This window comes from Pseudomonas sp. B14(2017), assembly GCF_002113255.1.
Lineage (GTDB): Bacteria > Pseudomonadota > Gammaproteobacteria > Pseudomonadales > Pseudomonadaceae > Aquipseudomonas > Aquipseudomonas putida_Z.
The window spans coordinates 40,534-58,955 of sequence record NZ_NEJY01000007.1 but is presented as its reverse complement, the minus strand read 5'-3'; the positions used below and the strand labels follow the sequence as shown (position 1 = coordinate 58,955).

The following is an 18,422-nucleotide window of genomic DNA, read 5'->3' as shown; positions in this document are numbered from 1 at the left end:
GGCAGGACTATAAGAGCTCGAGTTAACTTGAGGTCAACAGGCATGGCAGCGGACAACACACGGATGCTAACGGTAGGGGAAGTGGCCAAACGCAGCGGCGTGGCGGTTTCTGCGCTGCACTTCTACGAGACCAAGGGGCTGATCGCCAGCGTCCGTACGGCGGGTAACCAGCGCCGCTATCCTTCACTGGTTCTGCGCACGCTGGCCATCATCAAGGTGGCGCAGCGCACGGGTATTCCGCTTGAGGAGATCAAGCAGGCTTTCAGCCGCTATGCGCCCAACAGCAAGCTCACGGCAGCGCAATGGGGCGAGATGTCGACCGCCTGGCGCGAAGACCTGAACGCCCGCATTCGTACTCTGGAAGCGTTGCGCGACAGCCTGGACAACTGCATTGGTTGCGGCTGCCTGTCGCTGGAAGATTGCCCGCTGCGCAACCCCGAGGATGTGCTGGGCAAGGAAGGTACCGGGGCGCGGATTCTGGAGAAGAAGACCCGATGAGGCTGCGCTGGCGGGTAGAGGACTGAATTCGCAAGCGGTCCGCGTACCCTGTGGGAGCGGGTTTACCCGCGAAGAATCCAACGCGGTGCATGGCACCGGCTGCGCCGGTGTTCGCGGCTAAAGCCGCTCCCACAGGGTCCCTGCTAACTCAATGAGCCTTGTGCAGTTCCATGAGATCGCGCCCCCATGGTTCAGTCGCCTTTGCCCAACACATACCGGTCAAAATGCTCGATGTGCTCGTCCAGGTTGTCCTCGAGCATCATCCGGTACTGCTCGCAGAAATACTTCAACAGCTCCTCCCGCGCGGCAGCCAGTTCGGCACTGGTCTTGAAACTGCGGGCACTCATCCAGGCATTGAAGCGCGAGGCGCCGAAGGTCAGTGAGGCACTGACCTTGCCCAGGTCTTCGATTTTCTCGATCTGCTGGTTCGCCAGTTCGATATGCGCATCCGCGCGGTCGTAAAAAGCCTGATCGGTAGCTTGTGTCATTGCGGTTTACCTTGTTGCTGCATTCAAATTAGGCACAGCGCCGTTTTACAGCGAAAGCTCACGATGTGAAACCGGCAATTCGCCCTCATGAGAGCCCGGCGTCCTGTTTCCCGGCCATGCGCGCCAACATCAATTTGATGCACACCAGCAGCGGCGCTGCCACGGCAAACAGCAACGCCACAGCCATGAACGCCGTATCGAAGGCGATCACCGCCCCTTGCCCCGTCACTGCCTGCGACAACAGGCTCATGGCCACTCGTCCAGCAGCCGGCGGGTCAATACCCTCAAGCCGCAACATCGACGTCACCGAATCAAGCCGTTCATTCACCGCCGTCGCGCCTGTGCTCACATGCGCACCAAGCGTCTGGGCATTGAGCACGCCATGCTGGTCGAGCAGCGTCTGCAACCCTGCCACCCCCAAAAGCCCACCCACCTGCCGCCCGGTATTGAAAAGGCCGATACCACTGGCCAAGCTGTGCCGGCCCAGCCTGCCAAAGGCAATCAGAGTCAGCGACAGAAACAGCAACCCCAGCCCGGCACCGCGCAGCATGACCGCGGCCATCATGTCGTGCATGCCACTCTCGCGGGTCGAGCCCGAAAGCATCCACATCGCCGCCATGATTGCCAGGATGCCAAACGGCACAGTGGTAAAAGGCGCGATACCACGCACCTGGATCAGGTACGCCACCCCCAGCAGCACGGCGATGAACACCACGCCACTGGGTAGAAGCAAAAGGCCGGCGTCGGTGGCAGTGAAACCCAGCACGGACAAGGCAAAAGCCGGTATCACAAAGGCGCTGCCGAACAATGCCGCGCCAGCAACGAAGCTGACAATGAAGGCGAAGGTGAAATCACTCGACCGGAACAGACTGAAGTCCAGCAACCCCTGCCCATTACCCGTCAGTTGCCGGCCAAGCAGCAGCAATAACGCCGCGACACCGACCACCCCCGCCCAGCGCAGGTGTGCTGCCTCGAACCAATCCCAGCGGCTGCCCTGGGTCAGGAGGTAGGTCAGGCACAGCAACGCGGTGGCCGCCAGTACCCAGCCCAGCCAATCGAAGCAGCGCCGGCCTGGCAGGCCATGGGCAGGCAGCTCGACCAGCAGCAACAGGCCGGTCGCCGCCAAGGTCAGCGGCGCAACGCTGAGAAATATCCAGGTCCAATCCTGGCTATCGATCAACCACCCCTGCATCGACGGCGTAAGTGCCGCTGGCGCGACCACCGCGCCAATGGCGAACAACCCTTGCAAGACCGGCTGCTGCCGCCGCGGGCAGACAAGAAAGATCAGTGTCTGCCCCGCCACCAGCAATACACCGCCTGCCAGGCCTTGGCAGGCGCGCAAGGCCACCAGTAGCTCGATGCTCACCAATTGCGCCGCACCGACACAGGCCAACCCCATGGCCAGGGTCGCACCGATGATCACCGTGCGCGGTGGCAGCCTGCCCAGCAGCCAGGGCGCGAACAGGAACCCTGCCAATTTGCAGGCGGTGTAAGCAACGTCCAGCCAGGCGAATTCATCCGGCGTGGCATGGGTATCACCCATGATGTCGTTGCGCCCTATTGCCAGCACGCTGCTGGCGATGGCGTCGGTGAGCGCAGCCAGTACGATGCCAGCCACCAGCAGCCACCCTTCGAGCCACCTGACGCCCACCTTCCGGGTGCTCACGAGCCACCTCCGACCTCGATCCGCACTCGCGCCGACAGCCCCGGCACGATGCGCCCGGGCAATGGGTTGTGGGCCAGGCGAATCTTCACCGGCACCCGCTGCACTACACGCACGAAATTGCCCGTTGCGTTGTCCGGCGGCAACAGGCTGAACGCCGCGCCGCTGCCAGGTGCGAAGCTGTCTACCACGCCTTCGAGGCTGTCCTGCGGGTAGCCATCCAGGGTGACCCGTGCCCGCTGCCCAGGCTGGATTTGCTCCAGTTGGGTTTCCTTGAAGTTGGCCACAATCCACACCCCGTCGACCGGGACCAGGTCGAGCAAGGCACCACCCGGCGTAACGAATCGTCCGACCCGTACCTGGCGATTACCAATCACGCCAGCAATCGGCGCCCGCACCACGGTATGCTCAAGCTCGATCAGCGCCAGGTCGCGCGCGGCCCTGGCCTGGGCGATAGCCGCCACGGCCGCCTCACGCTGGGCATCCAGCACGGCGATACGTTGACGCTGAGCATCGAGTGTCGCCGCCGCAGCCATCAGCGCGGCCTCGGCGCTGCTGCGGGCGGCGTCGGTCTGATCGACCAAGGCCTGGCTGATTGCACTGTACTGAATCAGCTTGCGGCTGCGCTCGTGGGTTTTGCTGGCCAGCTGCCGCTCGGCCTGGGCCGACTGGCGTTGCGCCTCGGCCTGGCGGACCTGCGCCTGCTGCAGGCGTGTCTGGGCGTCGACATCGCCAAGACGCGCCTCGGCAGCCTTCAGGTTGGCCTCCGCCTGGGCCAGGTGCGCGCGGTAGTCGCGGTCATCGATACGGAACAACACGTCACCGGCCCTGACCTGCTGATTGTCCCCGACCTCCACCGCCGTCACGTAACCCGACACCTTGGCCGCCAGCGACGTGACATCACCACGCACATAGGCGTTGTCGGTAAAGGCGGCGTCAGCAGTGCGCAACGTCAGCCAGCCCACAGCCAGCACCAGTATGGCTGCCGCGCACAGCACGACGCCCACTATCTTCATCCGTGCAGGCTGCGGCATCACCGCCGCGCGGGCCTGCTCAGGTTCATGTGTGTTCATGATGCGTTGTCCTGTATTCGGCCCTGGTGGCATGGCACTGCCAACAGGGCCGAAGGCCTACTTCTCGCTCGGCGTGACCAGTACCGTCTCATTGCTGTCGAGCACGAATACCGCCATCAGCTTGGCAGGCTTGCTGTCGCTGGCGTTGGCACTGACGCCATGGAAAGCGCCCGGTGCCTCGTACCAGTTTTCGCCAGGCTTGTAGACCTTGGCTGGCTCGCCATTGACGCTGCTGCGCACTTCGCCTTCCAGCACCGTGGCGTAGATGAATGCGGATTTCGGGTGCCGATGCGCGGGCGACGCGGCGCCCGGGGCGTAGTCGACGATCACTCCGCGCATGCTTTTGCCTGGCACGTTGGGCAGTGGTCTGTCGAAGACCACGGTGACTTTGCTGACCGGGCGCTCGGCGGCGATAACCGGGGTCATGGCCAGCACGGTGAACGCGGCGGCCAGGAGGGGGCGGCTGAACATGGTGATGCTCCTTCGGTTCGGGATAGGGGTTGAATCGCTCATTGGCGAGCCAGCCAGTCTTCGAAACGGGTATTGCCAAGCCGCGCGCCACTTGCGGGAGTCAGCGACTTGTCATCGAGTTCGGCACCGAAGTATCGGGCATGCACATCCGCCACCACCTTGCGTGTATCTCCACGCAGGCGCAGGAAGCGGCGCACCAGTTCATCCAGTGGCGCGGCCTCTGGCCCGGCAACCTCCAGCATGCCGAGCGCTGGTGGCGCCAACGCCACATCGATCAGCGCCGCCACCACGTCATCCGAGGCCAAAGGCTGGAACAGCGCCGGCGACAGGCGAATCTCCTCTCCCACCACCCCTGCCTGGGCAATGCCTTCGACGAACTCGAAGAACTGCGTGGCGCGCAGAATGGTGTACGGCAGTGCGGACTGCCTGATCAGCGCCTCCTGGGCGACCTTGGCCCGGAAGTAGCCATTTTCCGGCAACCGCTCGCTACCCACGATAGACAACGCGACATGATGCTTGACCCCTGCAGCCTTCTCGGCTGCCAGCAGGTTGCGGGTGGACGTCTCGAAAAAATCGAGCACCGCCTGGTCCTCCCAGGACGGGGCATTCGCCACATCCACTACCACATCCGCACCGTTCATCGCCTCTGCCAGGCCCTCGCGGGTGATGCTGTTCACCCCCGTGCTCGGCGCTGCCGCGACGGCATCGTGGCCGCGCTCGCGCAGGCCGCCGACAAGCTTCGAACCAATGAGGCCAGTGCCTCCGATCACCACGATTTTCATTGGGGCTGTCTCCACGTTCACGACTGCAACCATTGCCGTCGTGGTGGTTCAAGCATGCGCCGCTGACCTGTGCAGAGTCCTTGCGTACCGGCTGGATTTGCCTCCAGGCTTGCTTGAATTTCCGTCCAAACTGTTCAATCCACGCCCTGGCATGTGCAGCCAGCTTTGCGCTGCCGTATCATCGGCCCATACCAGTGAACAGTCGCCTCGGACACGAAGCCTAGGGCGTGCGAGGGGATGCCACGTGCCATTCGAGTTTGACGACTATGTGCTCGACGAACAGCGCAGGGAGCTGACCCTGTGCGGGAAGGCCGTGGCCATCGGCCCGCAGGTGTTCGACCTGCTGTTGCAACTGGTCAGTCACCACGACCGTGTGCTGGGGCGTGACGAGTTGTTGGCACGCGTGTGGAACGGCAAGATCGTCTCCGAGTCGACCATCACCAGCCATATCAATGCCGTGCGCAAAGCCATCGGCGATTCCGGTGAAGAGCAGCGGCTGGTACGCACGGTAGCGCGCAAGGGCTACCGCTTCGTAGGCCTGGTCCGCGAGCCCTCCAGCAGCGCAACGCAGGCCCCATCCGAATTTGCTCCCGTCGCCTGCGGGCCTGCCCTGCCAGATAAACCATCGATCACCGTGCTGCCCTTCCAGAACCTCAGCGGTGACCCTGAGCAGGACTATTTCGCCGACGGCATGGTCGAGGACATCATCGCCGCCCTGTCCCGCATTCGCTGGCTGTTCGTCATCGCCCGCAACTCGAGCTTCACCTTCAAAGGCCAGCGCATCGATGTGCAGCAGGTTGGCCAGGCACTGGGCGTGCGCTATGTGCTCGAAGGCAGCGTGCGCAAGGCTGGCAAGCGGCTACGCATTACCGGCCAGCTGATCGACGCCACCAGCGGCGAGCATCTGTGGGCCGAGCGTTTCGAGGGGCGGCTCGACGATCTGTTCGAGTTGCAGGACCAGGTGACCGAAAGCGTGGTGGGCGCCATCGCCCCGCAGCTGGAACGGGCGGAGATCGAACGGGCCAAGCGCAAGCCCACCGACAACCTGTGCGCCTACGATTACTACCTGCGCGGCACGGCCAAGCTGCATAACGGCACGCGCGACGCCATCGCCCAGGCTCTACCGCTGTACTACCACGCCATCGAACTGGACCCTGAGTTCGCTTCGGCCTATGGCATGGCGGCGTGGTGCTACTTCTGGCGCAAGCTCAATGGCTGGATGGATGATCGCGCCCAGGAAATTACCGAGGGTGCCCGGCTTGCGCGCCTGGCAGTGGAGCTGGGGCGTGACGATGCCGTGGCGCTAACCCGCGGCGGCCATGCCCTGGGGCACCTGACGGGTGACCTGGACGGCGCGATAGCGCTGCTTGACCGGGCGCGCCTGCTCAATTCCAACCTGGCGCCGGCCTGGTATCTGGGCGGAATACTCAGGGCGTTACGCGGCGAGACACAGACCGCCATCGACAATCTCAAGCACGCCACACGGCTGAGCCCACTGGACCCGGAGATGTTTCGCATGCAGGTGGGCATGGCGTTGGCGCATTTCTTTGCCGGCCGGCTGGATGAGGCTGTGGAGTGGGCGGAAAAGTCGCTGGGTAATCTGCCCAGCCTGCTGGCGGCGGTGGCCCTGCTAGCGGCCAGCCACGCACTGAGCGGGCGGATGGACAGCGCGCACCGGGCGATGGAGCGCTTGCGAGCACAAGACCCAGGCTTGCGGGTGTCAACCTTGCGCCAGTGGCTGCCGATTTACCGCGATGAGGATCTGGCCCGATTTGCCGAAGGGTTGAGTTTGGCGGGGTTACCGGCTTGATCGGGGGGGCATGAAACCTTGGCCTGGATTGCCTTCGTTGGAGTACCGAAACTCCAACTACAAATTTGTACCCCCCTAGTGAACCTGGATTGAGGCGCACAGTCTTAGCCGAGCCCTTAATTCGGCCTTGCCGCCGTCATTCACCAGAGCCACTAACCCCATGCGCCAAGCAGTCCGTCGCTCCCCCGTTGTCTCGCTCTGCTTCATTCCTTTTCTTCCCCTGTTCGCCAACCCCGCCCATGCCAGCGGGGAAAGGCAACTCATGGCAGCCATCAACGACTATCGCACCCAGCCACAACGCTGCGAGCGGCGCATTGTCCGGGGCTCGACACCGCTGGTGCTGAAACCGAAACTGGCGTTGCCGGTCGGCTACGGCGGGGGTTTGCGGGAAGGATTGAAGGCTGCGGGTTATCAGGCGGTGAAGGTGCGGGCCATCCGCCTGGTCGGCGCGCGAGATGCCGAGGAGGCCTTTGACATGCTCCGCAGCGACTACTGCACGGCCCTGCTCGATAGCCAATATGCCGATATCGGCATCAGTCGCTCCCGCAACGAGTGGCGGGTGCTGCTGGCTCGGCCCCTGCTCGATGCCCAGCTTGGCGATGGGCGATCGGCAAGCAACGCGTTGCTGGCACAGGTAAACGCTGCACGGGCGAAGTCGCGCCTGTGTGGTCGCAAGCGCTTTGCCGCTGCACGCCCACTGACCTGGAACACCGCCCTGGGAACGGCGGCGCAGCGCCACAGCCGGGCGATGGCCAACGACAATTTCTTCGCGCACCGCGACCTCGACGGTGATCTACCCGCGGATCGGGCATGGGATGCCGGCTACCGTGGGCGACAGATCGGCGAGAACATTGCCGCAGGCCAGGGCTCGCCGAGCAAGGCGATGGCCGGCTGGCTGGCCAGCCCCGGGCATTGCGCCAACCTGATGAACCCGATGTTTACCCAGGTGGGTGCGGCCTTTGCCGAGAACTCGCGTAGCGATAACGGCGTTTACTGGACGATGCTGTTCGGCGCGCCTTGAAGGGCACGTGCCAGCCCTGTGACCAGGGCTGGCCTGCCGATCGTTGCCTGCACCACCTCTGACAACCCCGCCATACCTCCCCCTCGCAGTCTCAGTGACTGGCGCTGGCGATGACACATCGCTTGTATATGACACTTTGTGTCATTAATATCGCGATTGTGTCCTGACGGCGTCCTCGCCGATCAGCAATCCATCGCCCTTCCCCATGCAGGTACCGCCCATGACGACCACCATGCAGACCCCCAAGGACCAACTCGTCAAACTCGCCCAGCAGCAGATGCTGACGGCGCTGGCCGACAACACCTACACCCCTCGACAAAAACTCGCCCTCACCTGCCGCATCCTGTTTGACGGCGGCCACGATTCGGGCCTCGCCGGGCAGATCACCGCCCGCGCCGAGCAGCCTGGCACCTACTACACGCAACAACTCGGCCTGGGCTTCGACGAGATCGCCGCTTCCAACCTGCTGGTGGTCGACGAAGACCTCACCGTGCTGCAAGGCGGCGGCATGGCCAACCCGGCCAACCGCTTCCATAGCTGGCTGTACCGCGCACGCCCCGACGTCAACTGCATCATCCACACCCACCCACTGCACAGCGCCGCCCTGTCGATGCTTGAAGTGCCACTGGCCATCTCGCACATGGACCTGTGCCCGCTGTTCGACGACTGCGCGTTCCTCAAGGAATGGCCTGGCGTACCGGTGGGCAATGAAGAAGGTGAAATCATCTCCAGGGCGATCGGCGACAAGCGCGCGATCCTGCTTTCCCACCACGGTTTGCTGATCGCCGGCCGCTCGATCGAGGAAGCCTGCGTCCTTGCCATGCTGTTCGAGCGCGCGGCAAAGATGCAGCTGCTGGCCATGGGCGCCGGTGAAATTCGCCCCATCCCGGATGCCCTGGGCAAGGAAGCCCACGACTGGATCTCCACCCCCAAACGTCATGGTGCCGCGTTCAGCTACTACGCGCGCCGTGCCTTGCGTGCCCATGGCGACTGCCTGGGCTGACTGAAGCTGTACTCTTTCCCCAACAACGGCAGAGGTGCCTGGTTATGTCTACACCTGTAATTCGCGGCGTTATCGGCTACACCATCACTCCCTTCACGGCAGACGGCGCGCTCGACCTGGATGCCCTGGGCCTGTCCATCGACCGCCTGATAGAAGACGGCGTGCACGCCATCGCACCGCTGGGCAGCACTGGCGAAGGCGCCTACCTGTCCGACAGCGAATGGGAAATGGTGGTGCGCTTCAGCCTGGCACGCATTGCCGGCCGCGTGCCCAGCGTGGTCAGCGTCTCCGACCTGACTACCGCACGCACCGTGCAGCGCGCCCGCCTGGCACAGGCCTGCGGCGCCACGGCGGTGATGGTGCTGCCCATCTCCTACTGGAAGCTCACCGAAGCCGAAGTGGTCGCCCACTACAAGGCGGTGGGCGCGGCCATCGACATTCCGATCATGCTCTACAACAACCCGGGCACCAGCGGCACCGACCTGTCGGTGGAGCTGATCCTGCGCATCCTCGGCGAAGTGCCCAATGTGACCATGGTCAAGGAAAGCACCGGCGACATCCAGCGCATGCACCGCCTGTTCAAGGCCACCGATGGCCAGGTGGCCTTCTACAACGGTTGCAACCCGCTCACCCTGGAAGCCCTGGTGGCCGGCGCCACCGGCTGGTGCACCGCCGCGCCCAACCTGATCCCGGCGCTGAACCTGGCGCTGTGGGACGCGGTGCAGCAAGGCGACCTGGCTGAAGCTCGCGCGCTGTTCTACCGCCAGTACGAACTGCTGGAATACATCACCCGCCGTGGCCTGCCCACCACCATCAAGGCCGGCTTGAAGATGCTCGGCCAGGATGTCGGCGCTCCACGCCTGCCCCTGCAACCGCTGGATGCGCAAGGCAGCGCCTACCTGAAGAGCCTGCTGGACGCCCTGGGCGCGGCTGACTGACCCATCGCAGCCGCAAGACCGCTCCCACAGGTATCGCGCCGCTCTCAGGGTTGACGCAGGACCTGTGGGAGCGGGTTCACCCGCGAACACCGGCGCAGCCGGTGCCATGCAAACCCACGCCCACAGACGACTCAAGCGACCGGGTTGGCATGCATCACCCGCCCTGCTGCCCCCGGCCGATCGACGAACAGCACATCCAGCACACTGTTACGCAACCCCTTCAACGCATTCCAGTTCGCGGACGCATGCACATACCTGTCGCGCAACAAACGCAGCTCATCCTCGGTCAAGCCAGGCTGCTCACTCTCACCCAAGGCAAACCCGTGCAACTTGCGGCTGATGCCCAGCAACTCCTCCGGCAACCGATGCTCAGCCTGCCCGCCCAACGGCGCAAACGGCACACCCGCCCGCACCGCCAACTCACGCATGATGCTCAGGTACACCCGGGAAAGCTGCCCCGCCACTTCCCGCTCGCGGTACACCGCCGCATAAACCTGCTTTTGCGCCTCGCTAGGCAGGCCACCGGCAATCGGCTCCTCCCAGGCCAGCACACGCGGCCTGGGCGCGCCCATTTCACCAAACGACGACGCCAGCAACGCACTGACTGTTGCATGCACACGCGTGTGCTCGACGCGCATTCTCAGCGGCACCCGCTGAGAATGCGGTTTGCACAGCAGCACCTGCTCCTGCGTGGTAGCCGGGTAACCACCGCCAATGTTCGAGTGCACGCCCGGCAACACGATGTCATGGCCGCTGCGCACCAGCGGGAAGTTGTGCCGCTGCTCGTCCCCCGCCACCAGCTGCACCATTTGCCGGGCAATGCCCGTACCCAGGCCCAGGCGCAAGCCACCATGGCGGTCGTCGGCGGGGTCGAAGTCGCCCTGAAGCGGCGCGATAATCGCAGCAACCGTGTCGAACAGGCCGATGAAGTTGATCACGATGCCACAGGGCGCAGCCAACAGGCTGCCGCCGCCATCATGCAACAGGTTGGCCAGATGACGCACAGCCGCAGCGCCGCGGCTGAAACCGAACAAGTCGAACTCGACCCGCTCGAGCCTTGCCTTTGGGTGCGCCTGGCACCAGTCCCGCAATTGCCCGGCAATCCCCGCCAAGGCCTCGGTGACACGCGCCTCGGCCCCTCTACGCCCACACCCGGTGGCCGAGGCATAGGCATGATCCGCCTCCCCCGCCAGGGTGCCCACGCCCTCGACATAGCGCTTCAGAAACGCCATGGTCCCATCAGCATTGGCCCCCTGCGTCGGGTACAGTGCATGCAACAGGGCCACATTGCTCAAGGCATTGGCATAACTGCCCCCCTTGTTCCCCGGTGCATCCACCGGCATCACATTGCTCAGGTTGTTACCGGTGCCATCGAAGAACACGCCAAAACGCAGAGTGACCGGCGTGATGCGTGCAGTGCTACAGCTGTTCAGGTCCATTGTCCTGCCTCCTGCTTGTACAAAAAGCACAAGCAGGCGTCAGCACACCGCCGCGGAACATCAGCCAATGGCCAGCCATATGCAGGACATTTCCGGACCTGCATGGCCCCCGGCAAGGATAAATTTCCCTGCCGCCATTGGTCGCCACCCCCCCGGATGGATTAAAGTATCACCCCTTGCCAGGGCTGCTGCTTCCAGCCGCCTGCGGCCCCATACCAGGAACCGTCACCGATGGAACACCGTGAAGCGCTGATCGCGCTGCGCACCTTTCTTTCTTCCCAGATCCTAGGCCAGGAGAAACTGGTCGAGCGGCTGTTGATCGTGCTCCTGGCAGACGGCCACATGCTGGTCGAAGGCGCGCCGGGCCTGGCCAAGACCAAGGCCATCAAAGAGCTCGCCGAAGGCATCGAGGCGCAGTTCCATCGCATCCAGTTCACCCCCGACCTGCTCCCGGCCGACATCACCGGCACCGAAATCTACCGCCCGGAAACCGGCAGCTTCGTGTTCCAGCAGGGGCCGATCTTCCACAACCTGGTGCTGGCCGACGAAATCAACCGCGCCCCGGCCAAGGTGCAGTCCGCACTGCTCGAGGCCATGGCCGAACGCCAGGTCAGCGTGGGCCGCAGCACCTACGACCTGTCGCCGCTGTTCCTGGTGATGGCAACGCAGAACCCGATCGAGCAGGAAGGCACCTACCCGCTGCCCGAAGCCCAGCTCGACCGCTTCCTGATGCACGTGAAAATCGGCTTCCCCGACGCTGCGGTAGAGCGGCGCATCCTGTTACAGGCCCGTGGTGAAGCCCTGGGCGGCGAGACCAAGCCCGAGCGCCGGGTCAGCCAGCAGGCGATCTTCGCCGCCCGCAAGGAAATCCTCGGCCTGTACATGGCCGACGCGGTGGAGGAATACCTGGTGCAACTGGTGATGGCCACCCGCACCCCAGCCAAGTTCGACGCCGAACTGGCCGACTGGATCGCCTACGGCGCCAGCCCGCGTGGTTCCATTTCGCTGGACCGCTGCGCGCGCGCCCACGCCTGGCTGGCCGGGCGCGATTTCGTCAGCCCCGAAGACATCCAGGCGGTGCTGTTCGACGTACTGCGCCACCGCATCATCCTCTCGTTCGAGGCCGAGGCGGCAGGGATCGACCAGGACCGCGTGGTCCAGCGCATCCTCGACGTCGTCGCCGTTGCCTGAGCCCATGCCCACCGCGTCGCTGGCCGAACCCGGCATCCGCATCGGCCTTGCCGAGCTGATCGACATGCGCCACCGCGTGCGCGAAATCCAGCTGTTTTCCCGGCCCGGCCAGCGCAGCCCGCTGGTGGGCCTGCACCACTCCAAGCTGCGTGGGCGCGGCGTGGACTTCGACCAGGTGCGCGTCTACCAGGCTGGCGACGATGTGCGCAACATCGACTGGCGGGTTACCGCGCGTACCCAGGAGCCGCATACCAAGCTGTTCCACGAAGAGCGCGAACGGCCCATCTTCATTCTTGTCGAGCAGAGCCAACGGCTGTTCTTCGGCTCGGGGCTGATGTTCAAGTCGGTGCTGGCCGCCCAGGCTGCAGCGCTGTTCGGCTGGGCCGCGCTGGGCCATAACGACCGCATCGGCGGGTTGGTGTTCGGCGACAACGAGCACCACGAAATCAAGCCCCGGCGCAGCAAGCAGAGCCTGCTGCAACTGCTCAACCGCCTGGCCAAGGTCAACCAGGCGCTGCACACCGAGGCCACGCCCGGGGCCGACAGCCTGGGCCTGGCCCTGCGCCGCGCCCGCGAAGTGCTGCGCCCCGGCAGCCTGGCCATCGTGATCTGCGATGAGCGCTCGCTCACTGCCCAGGTGGAGCAGCACCTGGCCATGCTCTCGCGCCATTGCGACCTGCTGCTGATGCCGGTGTCCGACCCGCTCGACCACGCCCTGCCCGCCGCCGGCCTGCTGCGCTTCGCCCAGCGCAGCGCGCAGCTGGAGCTCGACACCCTGGACGCCAACCTGCGCCAGGCCTACCGCCAGCAGGCCGAAGCGCGCATCGAGCGCTGGGAGCTGATGGCGCAAAAGCTGCGCGTGCTGCTGATGCCACTGAGCACCCAAAGCGAGATGATCGAGCAACTGCGCGAGTACCTGAACGCCCAGCGGCCACGGAGCGCGTCATGAAGAGCAGCGGCCAATGAACCCGCTTGACCAACTGCAGCCGCTGATCGCCCCCGCGCCGATCGGCCTGTGGCCACCGGCACCCGGCTGGTGGCTGCTGCTGGCCGTGCTGCCGCTGCTGGCCTGGGGCCTGTGGCGGGTGCGCCACTGGCGCCCGGGCAAACGCCGCATCGTGCGTGCCGAACAACCCTTGGACCCGGTGCGCGTGGAAGCGCTGGCCGAACTGGCCCGGCTGCCGCGCCCCTACGACGGCGCCCCGGCCGGGGCCTGGCTGCAACAGATCAACGCCCTGCTCAAGCGCCTGTGCCGCAGCCACTACCCGGGCGCCAACAGCCATACCCTCAACGGCCGCCAGTGGCTGGCGTTTCTCGACAACCGCTGCCCGGCCGCCGGCCTGACCCGCTGGATGGTACTGGTCGAAGGCGCCTACAAACCCGAGTGCAAGCTCGACGACAAGGCCATCGCCGGGCTCAGCCAAGCCGTCGAAACCTGGATTCGCAAGCATGTTTGAACTGGCCTGGCCGTGGGTCTTCGCCCTGTTGCCGCTGCCGTGGCTGGCGCGCCTGGTGCTGCCGGCCGCCGACAGCGGCGAACCGGTGCTCAAGGTGGGCTTCCTCGACGAACTGGAAGGCCTGGCCGGGCGCCGCGCGCGGCTCAACCTGCCGACCTGGCGCCAGCAGGCGCCCTTTGTCGTCATCTGGGTGTTGCTGCTGTGCGCCGCCGCCCGCCCGCAATGGTTGGGCGAGCCGGTGCCAGTGGCTGCCAGCGGCCGCGACCTGCTGGTGGCGGTGGATGTGTCCGGGTCGATGGATTTCCCCGACATGCAGTGGCAGAACGAAGAAATCAGCCGCCTCGACCTGGTCAAGGCGCTGCTCGGTGACTTCCTGCAGGACCGCGAGGGCGACCGCGTGGGCCTGATCCTGTTCGGCAGCCAGGCCTACCTGCAGGCGCCGCTCACTTTCGACCGGCGCACCGTGCGCACCTTCCTCGACGAGGCGCAGATCGGCATCGCCGGCAAGAACACCGCCATCGGCGATGCCATTGGCCTGGCGGTCAAGCGCCTGCGCCAACGCCCGGCACAAAGCCGGGTGCTGGTGCTGATCACCGACGGCGCCAACAACGGCGGGCAGATCCACCCGCTGACCGCCGCCCGCCTGGCCGCCCAGGAAGGCGTGCGCATCTACACCATCGGCATCGGCGCCAACCCCGAAGCCAGTGGCACCCCCGGCCTGCTCGGCCTGAACCCGAGCCTGGACCTGGACGAAGCCTCGCTCAAGGAAATTGCCGACATCACCCACGGCACCTACTTCCGCGCCCATGACGGTGCCGAACTGGACGCCATCGGCGACACCCTCGACCAGCTCGAACCGGTGGCCCAGCAACCGACCCAGGCGCGCACGGCCAAGGCCCTGTATGCCTGGCCCCTGGCCCTGGCCTTGCTGCTGAGCGTGCTGCTGGTGCTGGCCGTGCAATGGCCCGACAACCTGCTGCACCGCCTGCTGCGCAAGCCGCGCTTCCTGCAACCGCACCCGGAATGGCGCCAGCGCCTGAAGCGCCTGCGCCTGAGGAGGCGGCGATGATCGAACTGTGGCCCGAATGGTTGCGCCCGCTCTGGCTGCTGGCCGTGCCCCTGCTCGCCTGGCTGCTGTACAAACTGTGGCACCGGCGCAAGCGCGCCGGGCGCTGGCAGATGATTCTGCCGCCGGCGTTCCATGGCGTACTGCTCGGCGGTGGCAGCGGCAGCACCAGCAAGCTGCCGTGGGTGGCGCTGGGCCTGGCCTGGGTGCTGGTGATCCTGGCGCTGCTCGGGCCCAGTTGGCAGCGCATGGAAGAAAGCCGCCAGCGCCCGGCCGACCCGCTGGTGATCCTGCTCGAACTGACCCCGCAGATGCTCGCCGAGGACAGCCCGCCCAACCGCCTGGAGCAGGCGCGGCGCAAGATCCTCGACCTGCTGGAGCACCGCCGCGACAGCCAGACCGCGCTGGTGGTCTACGCTGGCTCCGCGCACACCCTGGTGCCACTGTCCGATGACCTGGCCACCAGCCGCAACCTGCTCGAGGCGATCGACCCGTCGATCATGCCCAAACCCGGCCAGCGCGCCGACCTGGCCGTGCAAAAAGGCCTGGCCCTGCTGGCCCAGAGCGGCCTGGGCCAGGGCCGCCTGCTGCTGGTCGGCTCGTCGCTCAGCGCCCCGGAGCGCCAAGGCATCGCCCAGGCCCTCGGCCGCCAGGGCCCGAGCCTGCTGATGCTGGGCATCGGCAGCCGCGAAGGCGCACCGGTGCGCCAGGCCAATGGCGAATACCTCAAGGACGACCAAGGCGGCATCCTGTTGCCACGCCTGGACAGCGCCAGCCTCAAGGGCTTCATCAGCGGCACCGGCGGGCGCTACCGGCATGCCCGCATCGACGACCTCGACCTGCGTGGCCTAGGCCTTTTCGACAACCCGCGCGCCGGGCGCAATGACGGCCAGACCCTGCAACTGGACAGCTGGGCCGACCAGGGTTACTGGCTGCTGCTGCCGCTGTTGCTGCTGGCCGCCTGTGCAGGCCGACGCGGCTGGCTGTTCTGCCTGCCGCTGCTGCTGGCCCTGCCCCAGCCCAGCCAGGCCTTCGAGTTCAACGACCTGTGGCTGCGCCCCGACCAGCAAGGCCAGCGCCTGCTGGAGCAGAACCGCCCGGCCAGCGCTGCGCGCCAGTTCCAGGACCCGCAATGGCGCGGCATGGCCCTGTACCAGGCGGGCGACTATGCTGGCGCCGCCGAAGCCTTTTCCCAAGGCGACACTGCCGCCGCCCACTACAATCGAGGCAATGCCCTGGCCCATAGCGGTGAACTGGAAGCCGCCCTGGACGCCTACGAACAAGCCCTGGAACGCCAGCCCGACCTGCAAGCGGCGCTGGACAACCAGGCACTGGTGCAGCAACTGCTGCAACAGCGCGAAGCCAAGGCCGAGGAACAACCAGCCGGCAGCGATGCCCAAGGCACGCCCGGCAGCGAAACCGAAGGCAACAGCAGCTCGGCCAGCAGCCCGGCCCAGGGTACGCCCGGCAACGACGAACAAGCCAGCGCCGAACAGCCCGGCGAAGGCAGCAGCAACAGCCAGGTAGCGCCCGGCAACCAGGCGGGCGCGGATGACAGCGTCATCCAGCCGCCGCAGCGCCCGGTATCGACCAGCCTCGATGCCGAACAGCGCCAGGCCCTGGAACAATGGCTGCGGGAGATCCCCGACAACCCGGCGGAGCTGCTGCGGCGCAAATTCTGGTATGAACAGCAATTGCATCAGGAAACCCCACGATGAGTCGCTTCGGCGTCTTTCTCCTCAGTCTGCTGTGGGCCGTGCTGGCCCAGGCCGAACCGTTGCTGCGAGCCAGCGTCGACCGTACCCGCCTGGAAGCCGGCGAAAGCCTGGAGCTGACCCTGGAAAGCCAGGACGTCACCCAGTTCGGCAAGCCCGACCTGCGCGCGCTGGAGGGTGACTTCGAAGTGCGCGGCACGCGCCAGCTGAACAGCCTGCACAGCCTCGACGGCGAAACCCGCGCCAGCACCCGCTGGATCATCACCCTGCTGCCGCGGCGCAGCGGCAGCCTGCGCATCCCCGAACTGCAACTGGGCCAGTCGCACAGCCAGGCCATCGAACTGCAAGTGCTGCAGGCCGATGCCAGCCGCCAGGACAGTGCCTCGCAGGTGTTCATCGAAGCTACGCTCGACAGCAGCGAGGTCTACGTCCAGGCCCAGGCCGTACTCACCCTGCGCATCTACCATTCGGTGGCACTGTACGACGACAGCAGCCTCAGCCCGCTGCAACTGGAGAACGCCAAAGTCGAACCGCTGGGTGAATCGCGCACCTATGAAAAGGAAATCAACGGCGTCCGCCACGGCGTGATCGAAACCCGCTATGCCGTGTATGCCCAGCAAAGCGGCACCCTCGAAATCCCGCCACTGACCTTCACCGCCACCGCCGCCGCCAGCCCAGACCAAGCCCCACAAGCCAACGGCACGGCCCGGGCCGGCCACCAGGTGCAGGTCAGCTCGCTGCCATTGCGCCTGGCCGTACGGCCGATTCCGGCGGCCTGGCCTGCTGGCGTGCCGTGGCTACCGGCCCGCAGCCTGACCCTGGAAGAGCACTGGAACCCCGACCCTGGCAACCAGCAGGTGCAGATTGGCGACTCGCTGACCCGCAACATCACCTTGCGTGCCGAAGGCTTGTCCAGCACCCAGCTGCCGCCGCTGCCAGCCACCGAAATCACCGGCCTGCGCCGCTATCCCGACCAGCCGTTGCTGCGCAACGAAATCAGCGACCGTGGCATGACCGCCAACCGCGAAGAGCGCGAAGCCCTGGTGCCGACCCACAGCGGTACGCTGGCCCTGCCGGCGCTGGAAGTGGCCTGGTGGAACACCCGCGAAGACCACCTGGAGCACAGCAGCCTGCCGGCGCGCACGCTGAACGTGCAGGACAACCCGGCGCTGAGTGCCGACACCCCGGTTGGCGACAACAGCAGTGCCAGCAGCTTGCTGTGGCCCTGGCAGCTGGCCACCCTGGTGTTCGCCCTCACCACCTTGCTGGGCTTTGCCCTGTGGTGGCGCGCCCGCTCGCAGCCAGCGGTGCTGCGCGCCGCGCAGGCCGGGCCGAGCCCGCGTACCTTGCTGGATGATCTCAAGCGCGCGTGCCAGGCCAACGACCCACAGGCAACCCGCCAGGCGCTGGACGCCTGGGCCCGCCAGCAGCCGGAGACCCTGGCCGAGATGGCGGCGCGGTTCGTGCCGTTGTCGGATGCACTGGATGGGTTGAACGGGGCGCTGTATAGCGAGAGCGGGCAGTATTGGCAGGGTGAGGACTTGTGGCGGGCGATCGGTACGATTCCGCCGGCTGAGCAGGTATTGCTGCCGACCGGCGAGAACGGCAGCCTGCCGCCGCTATATCCTAAGTAAGTGGTTGCTGTGCCGGCCTCTTCGCGGGCATGCCCGCGAACACCGGCGCAGCCGGTGCCACCGTAAGATATTTCTGAACCTGCACCCCAATGCTTCAGAATCAACCCGCTTAGGACACAGCCCCAAGACAAGCGCGGCCCCTGTAGGAGCGGCCTTGTGTCGCGAAAGGGGCG

At 65.8% G+C, this 18,422-nt stretch carries 17 protein-coding genes; 11 read left to right on the top strand and 6 right to left on the bottom strand.

Annotated features, from left to right (window positions below; translation table 11 throughout):
- The first annotated feature begins 42 nt into the window (after window positions 1-42).
- Entirely contained in the window at window positions 43-498 is a 456-nt protein-coding gene (soxR, locus tag CAG34_RS08740; protein WP_085589276.1) for a redox-sensitive transcriptional activator SoxR, read from the top strand.
- 191 nt (window positions 499-689) lie between these two features.
- Here the strand turns inward: soxR and CAG34_RS08735 are convergent, their stop codons facing one another.
- From CAG34_RS08735 to CAG34_RS08715, 5 genes are all read right to left on the bottom strand, one after another.
- The gene (locus tag CAG34_RS08735) at window positions 690-986 is read right to left on the bottom strand and encodes a DUF3144 domain-containing protein (RefSeq protein WP_015269483.1); all 297 of its coding nucleotides are present in this window, start codon (window positions 984-986) and stop codon (window positions 690-692) included.
- A gap of 85 nt (window positions 987-1,071) precedes the next feature.
- Window positions 1,072-2,652: an MFS transporter gene (locus tag CAG34_RS08730; protein WP_085589274.1), complete on the bottom strand. Its 1,581-nt coding sequence runs from the start codon at window positions 2,650-2,652 to the stop codon at window positions 1,072-1,074.
- Complete coding sequence (locus tag CAG34_RS08725) at window positions 2,649-3,722, bottom strand: HlyD family secretion protein (protein WP_085589272.1); 1,074 nt, start codon at window positions 3,720-3,722, stop codon at window positions 2,649-2,651. The genes CAG34_RS08730 and CAG34_RS08725 overlap by 4 nt, the downstream gene beginning before the upstream one ends.
- Before the next feature lie 57 nt (window positions 3,723-3,779).
- Window positions 3,780-4,193 (bottom strand): cupin domain-containing protein, encoded by a 414-nt coding sequence (locus CAG34_RS08720; protein ID WP_085589270.1) that lies wholly within the window; start codon window positions 4,191-4,193, stop codon window positions 3,780-3,782.
- A gap of 38 nt (window positions 4,194-4,231) precedes the next feature.
- The gene (locus CAG34_RS08715) at window positions 4,232-4,975 is read right to left on the bottom strand and encodes an SDR family oxidoreductase (RefSeq protein WP_085589268.1); all 744 of its coding nucleotides are present in this window, start codon (window positions 4,973-4,975) and stop codon (window positions 4,232-4,234) included.
- Window positions 4,976-5,219: 244 nt separating this feature from the next.
- Here CAG34_RS08715 and CAG34_RS08710 point away from each other — a divergent pair, with 244 nt between their 5' ends.
- The 4 genes from CAG34_RS08710 to CAG34_RS08695 all read left to right on the top strand — a co-directional run bounded on the left by CAG34_RS08710 (window position 5,220) and on the right by CAG34_RS08695 (window position 9,747).
- Window positions 5,220-6,785 (top strand): winged helix-turn-helix domain-containing tetratricopeptide repeat protein, encoded by a 1,566-nt coding sequence (locus tag CAG34_RS08710; RefSeq protein ID WP_085589266.1) that lies wholly within the window; start codon window positions 5,220-5,222, stop codon window positions 6,783-6,785.
- 160 nt (window positions 6,786-6,945) lie between these two features.
- Complete coding sequence (locus tag CAG34_RS08705; RefSeq protein ID WP_085589264.1) at window positions 6,946-7,806, top strand: CAP domain-containing protein; 861 nt, start codon at window positions 6,946-6,948, stop codon at window positions 7,804-7,806.
- A 220-nt stretch (window positions 7,807-8,026) separates the two neighbouring features.
- A complete protein-coding gene (locus CAG34_RS08700; RefSeq protein ID WP_085589262.1) occupies window positions 8,027-8,809 on the top strand; it encodes an aldolase in 783 nt (260 codons plus the stop codon).
- Window positions 8,810-8,853: 44 nt separating this feature from the next.
- The gene (locus CAG34_RS08695) at window positions 8,854-9,747 is read left to right on the top strand and encodes a dihydrodipicolinate synthase family protein (RefSeq protein ID WP_085589260.1); all 894 of its coding nucleotides are present in this window, start codon (window positions 8,854-8,856) and stop codon (window positions 9,745-9,747) included.
- A gap of 131 nt (window positions 9,748-9,878) precedes the next feature.
- Here the strand turns inward: CAG34_RS08695 and CAG34_RS08690 are convergent, their stop codons facing one another.
- Window positions 9,879-11,186, bottom strand: a complete 1,308-nt coding sequence (locus tag CAG34_RS08690; RefSeq protein ID WP_085589258.1) for a DUF2235 domain-containing protein — start codon at window positions 11,184-11,186, stop codon at window positions 9,879-9,881.
- A gap of 231 nt (window positions 11,187-11,417) precedes the next feature.
- Here CAG34_RS08690 and CAG34_RS08685 point away from each other — a divergent pair, with 231 nt between their 5' ends.
- From CAG34_RS08685 to CAG34_RS08660, 6 genes are read left to right on the top strand one after another with little or no spacing between them, the layout of a single operon-like run.
- Window positions 11,418-12,377, top strand: coding sequence for a MoxR family ATPase (locus CAG34_RS08685; protein WP_013971644.1), 960 nt, complete (start codon window positions 11,418-11,420; stop codon window positions 12,375-12,377).
- Between the two features lie 4 nt (window positions 12,378-12,381).
- Window positions 12,382-13,326, top strand: a complete 945-nt coding sequence (locus CAG34_RS08680) for a DUF58 domain-containing protein (RefSeq protein ID WP_041506176.1) — start codon at window positions 12,382-12,384, stop codon at window positions 13,324-13,326.
- Window positions 13,327-13,339: 13 nt separating this feature from the next.
- On the top strand, window positions 13,340-13,834 hold the full coding sequence (locus CAG34_RS08675; protein ID WP_015269461.1) for a DUF4381 domain-containing protein: 495 nt from the start codon (window positions 13,340-13,342) through the stop codon (window positions 13,832-13,834).
- Entirely contained in the window at window positions 13,827-14,903 is a 1,077-nt protein-coding gene (locus tag CAG34_RS08670) for a VWA domain-containing protein (protein WP_085589256.1), read from the top strand. The genes CAG34_RS08675 and CAG34_RS08670 overlap by 8 nt, the downstream gene beginning before the upstream one ends.
- A complete protein-coding gene (locus CAG34_RS08665; protein ID WP_085589254.1) occupies window positions 14,900-16,618 on the top strand; it encodes a tetratricopeptide repeat protein in 1,719 nt (572 codons plus the stop codon). The genes CAG34_RS08670 and CAG34_RS08665 overlap by 4 nt, the downstream gene beginning before the upstream one ends.
- Window positions 16,615-18,249 carry a BatD family protein gene (locus tag CAG34_RS08660; protein ID WP_085589253.1) on the top strand — a complete coding sequence of 545 codons (1,635 nt, stop codon included), beginning with the start codon at window positions 16,615-16,617 and terminating at the stop codon, window positions 18,247-18,249. Before CAG34_RS08665 ends, CAG34_RS08660 begins: the two co-directional genes overlap by 4 nt.
- Window positions 18,250-18,422 lie beyond the last annotated feature (173 nt).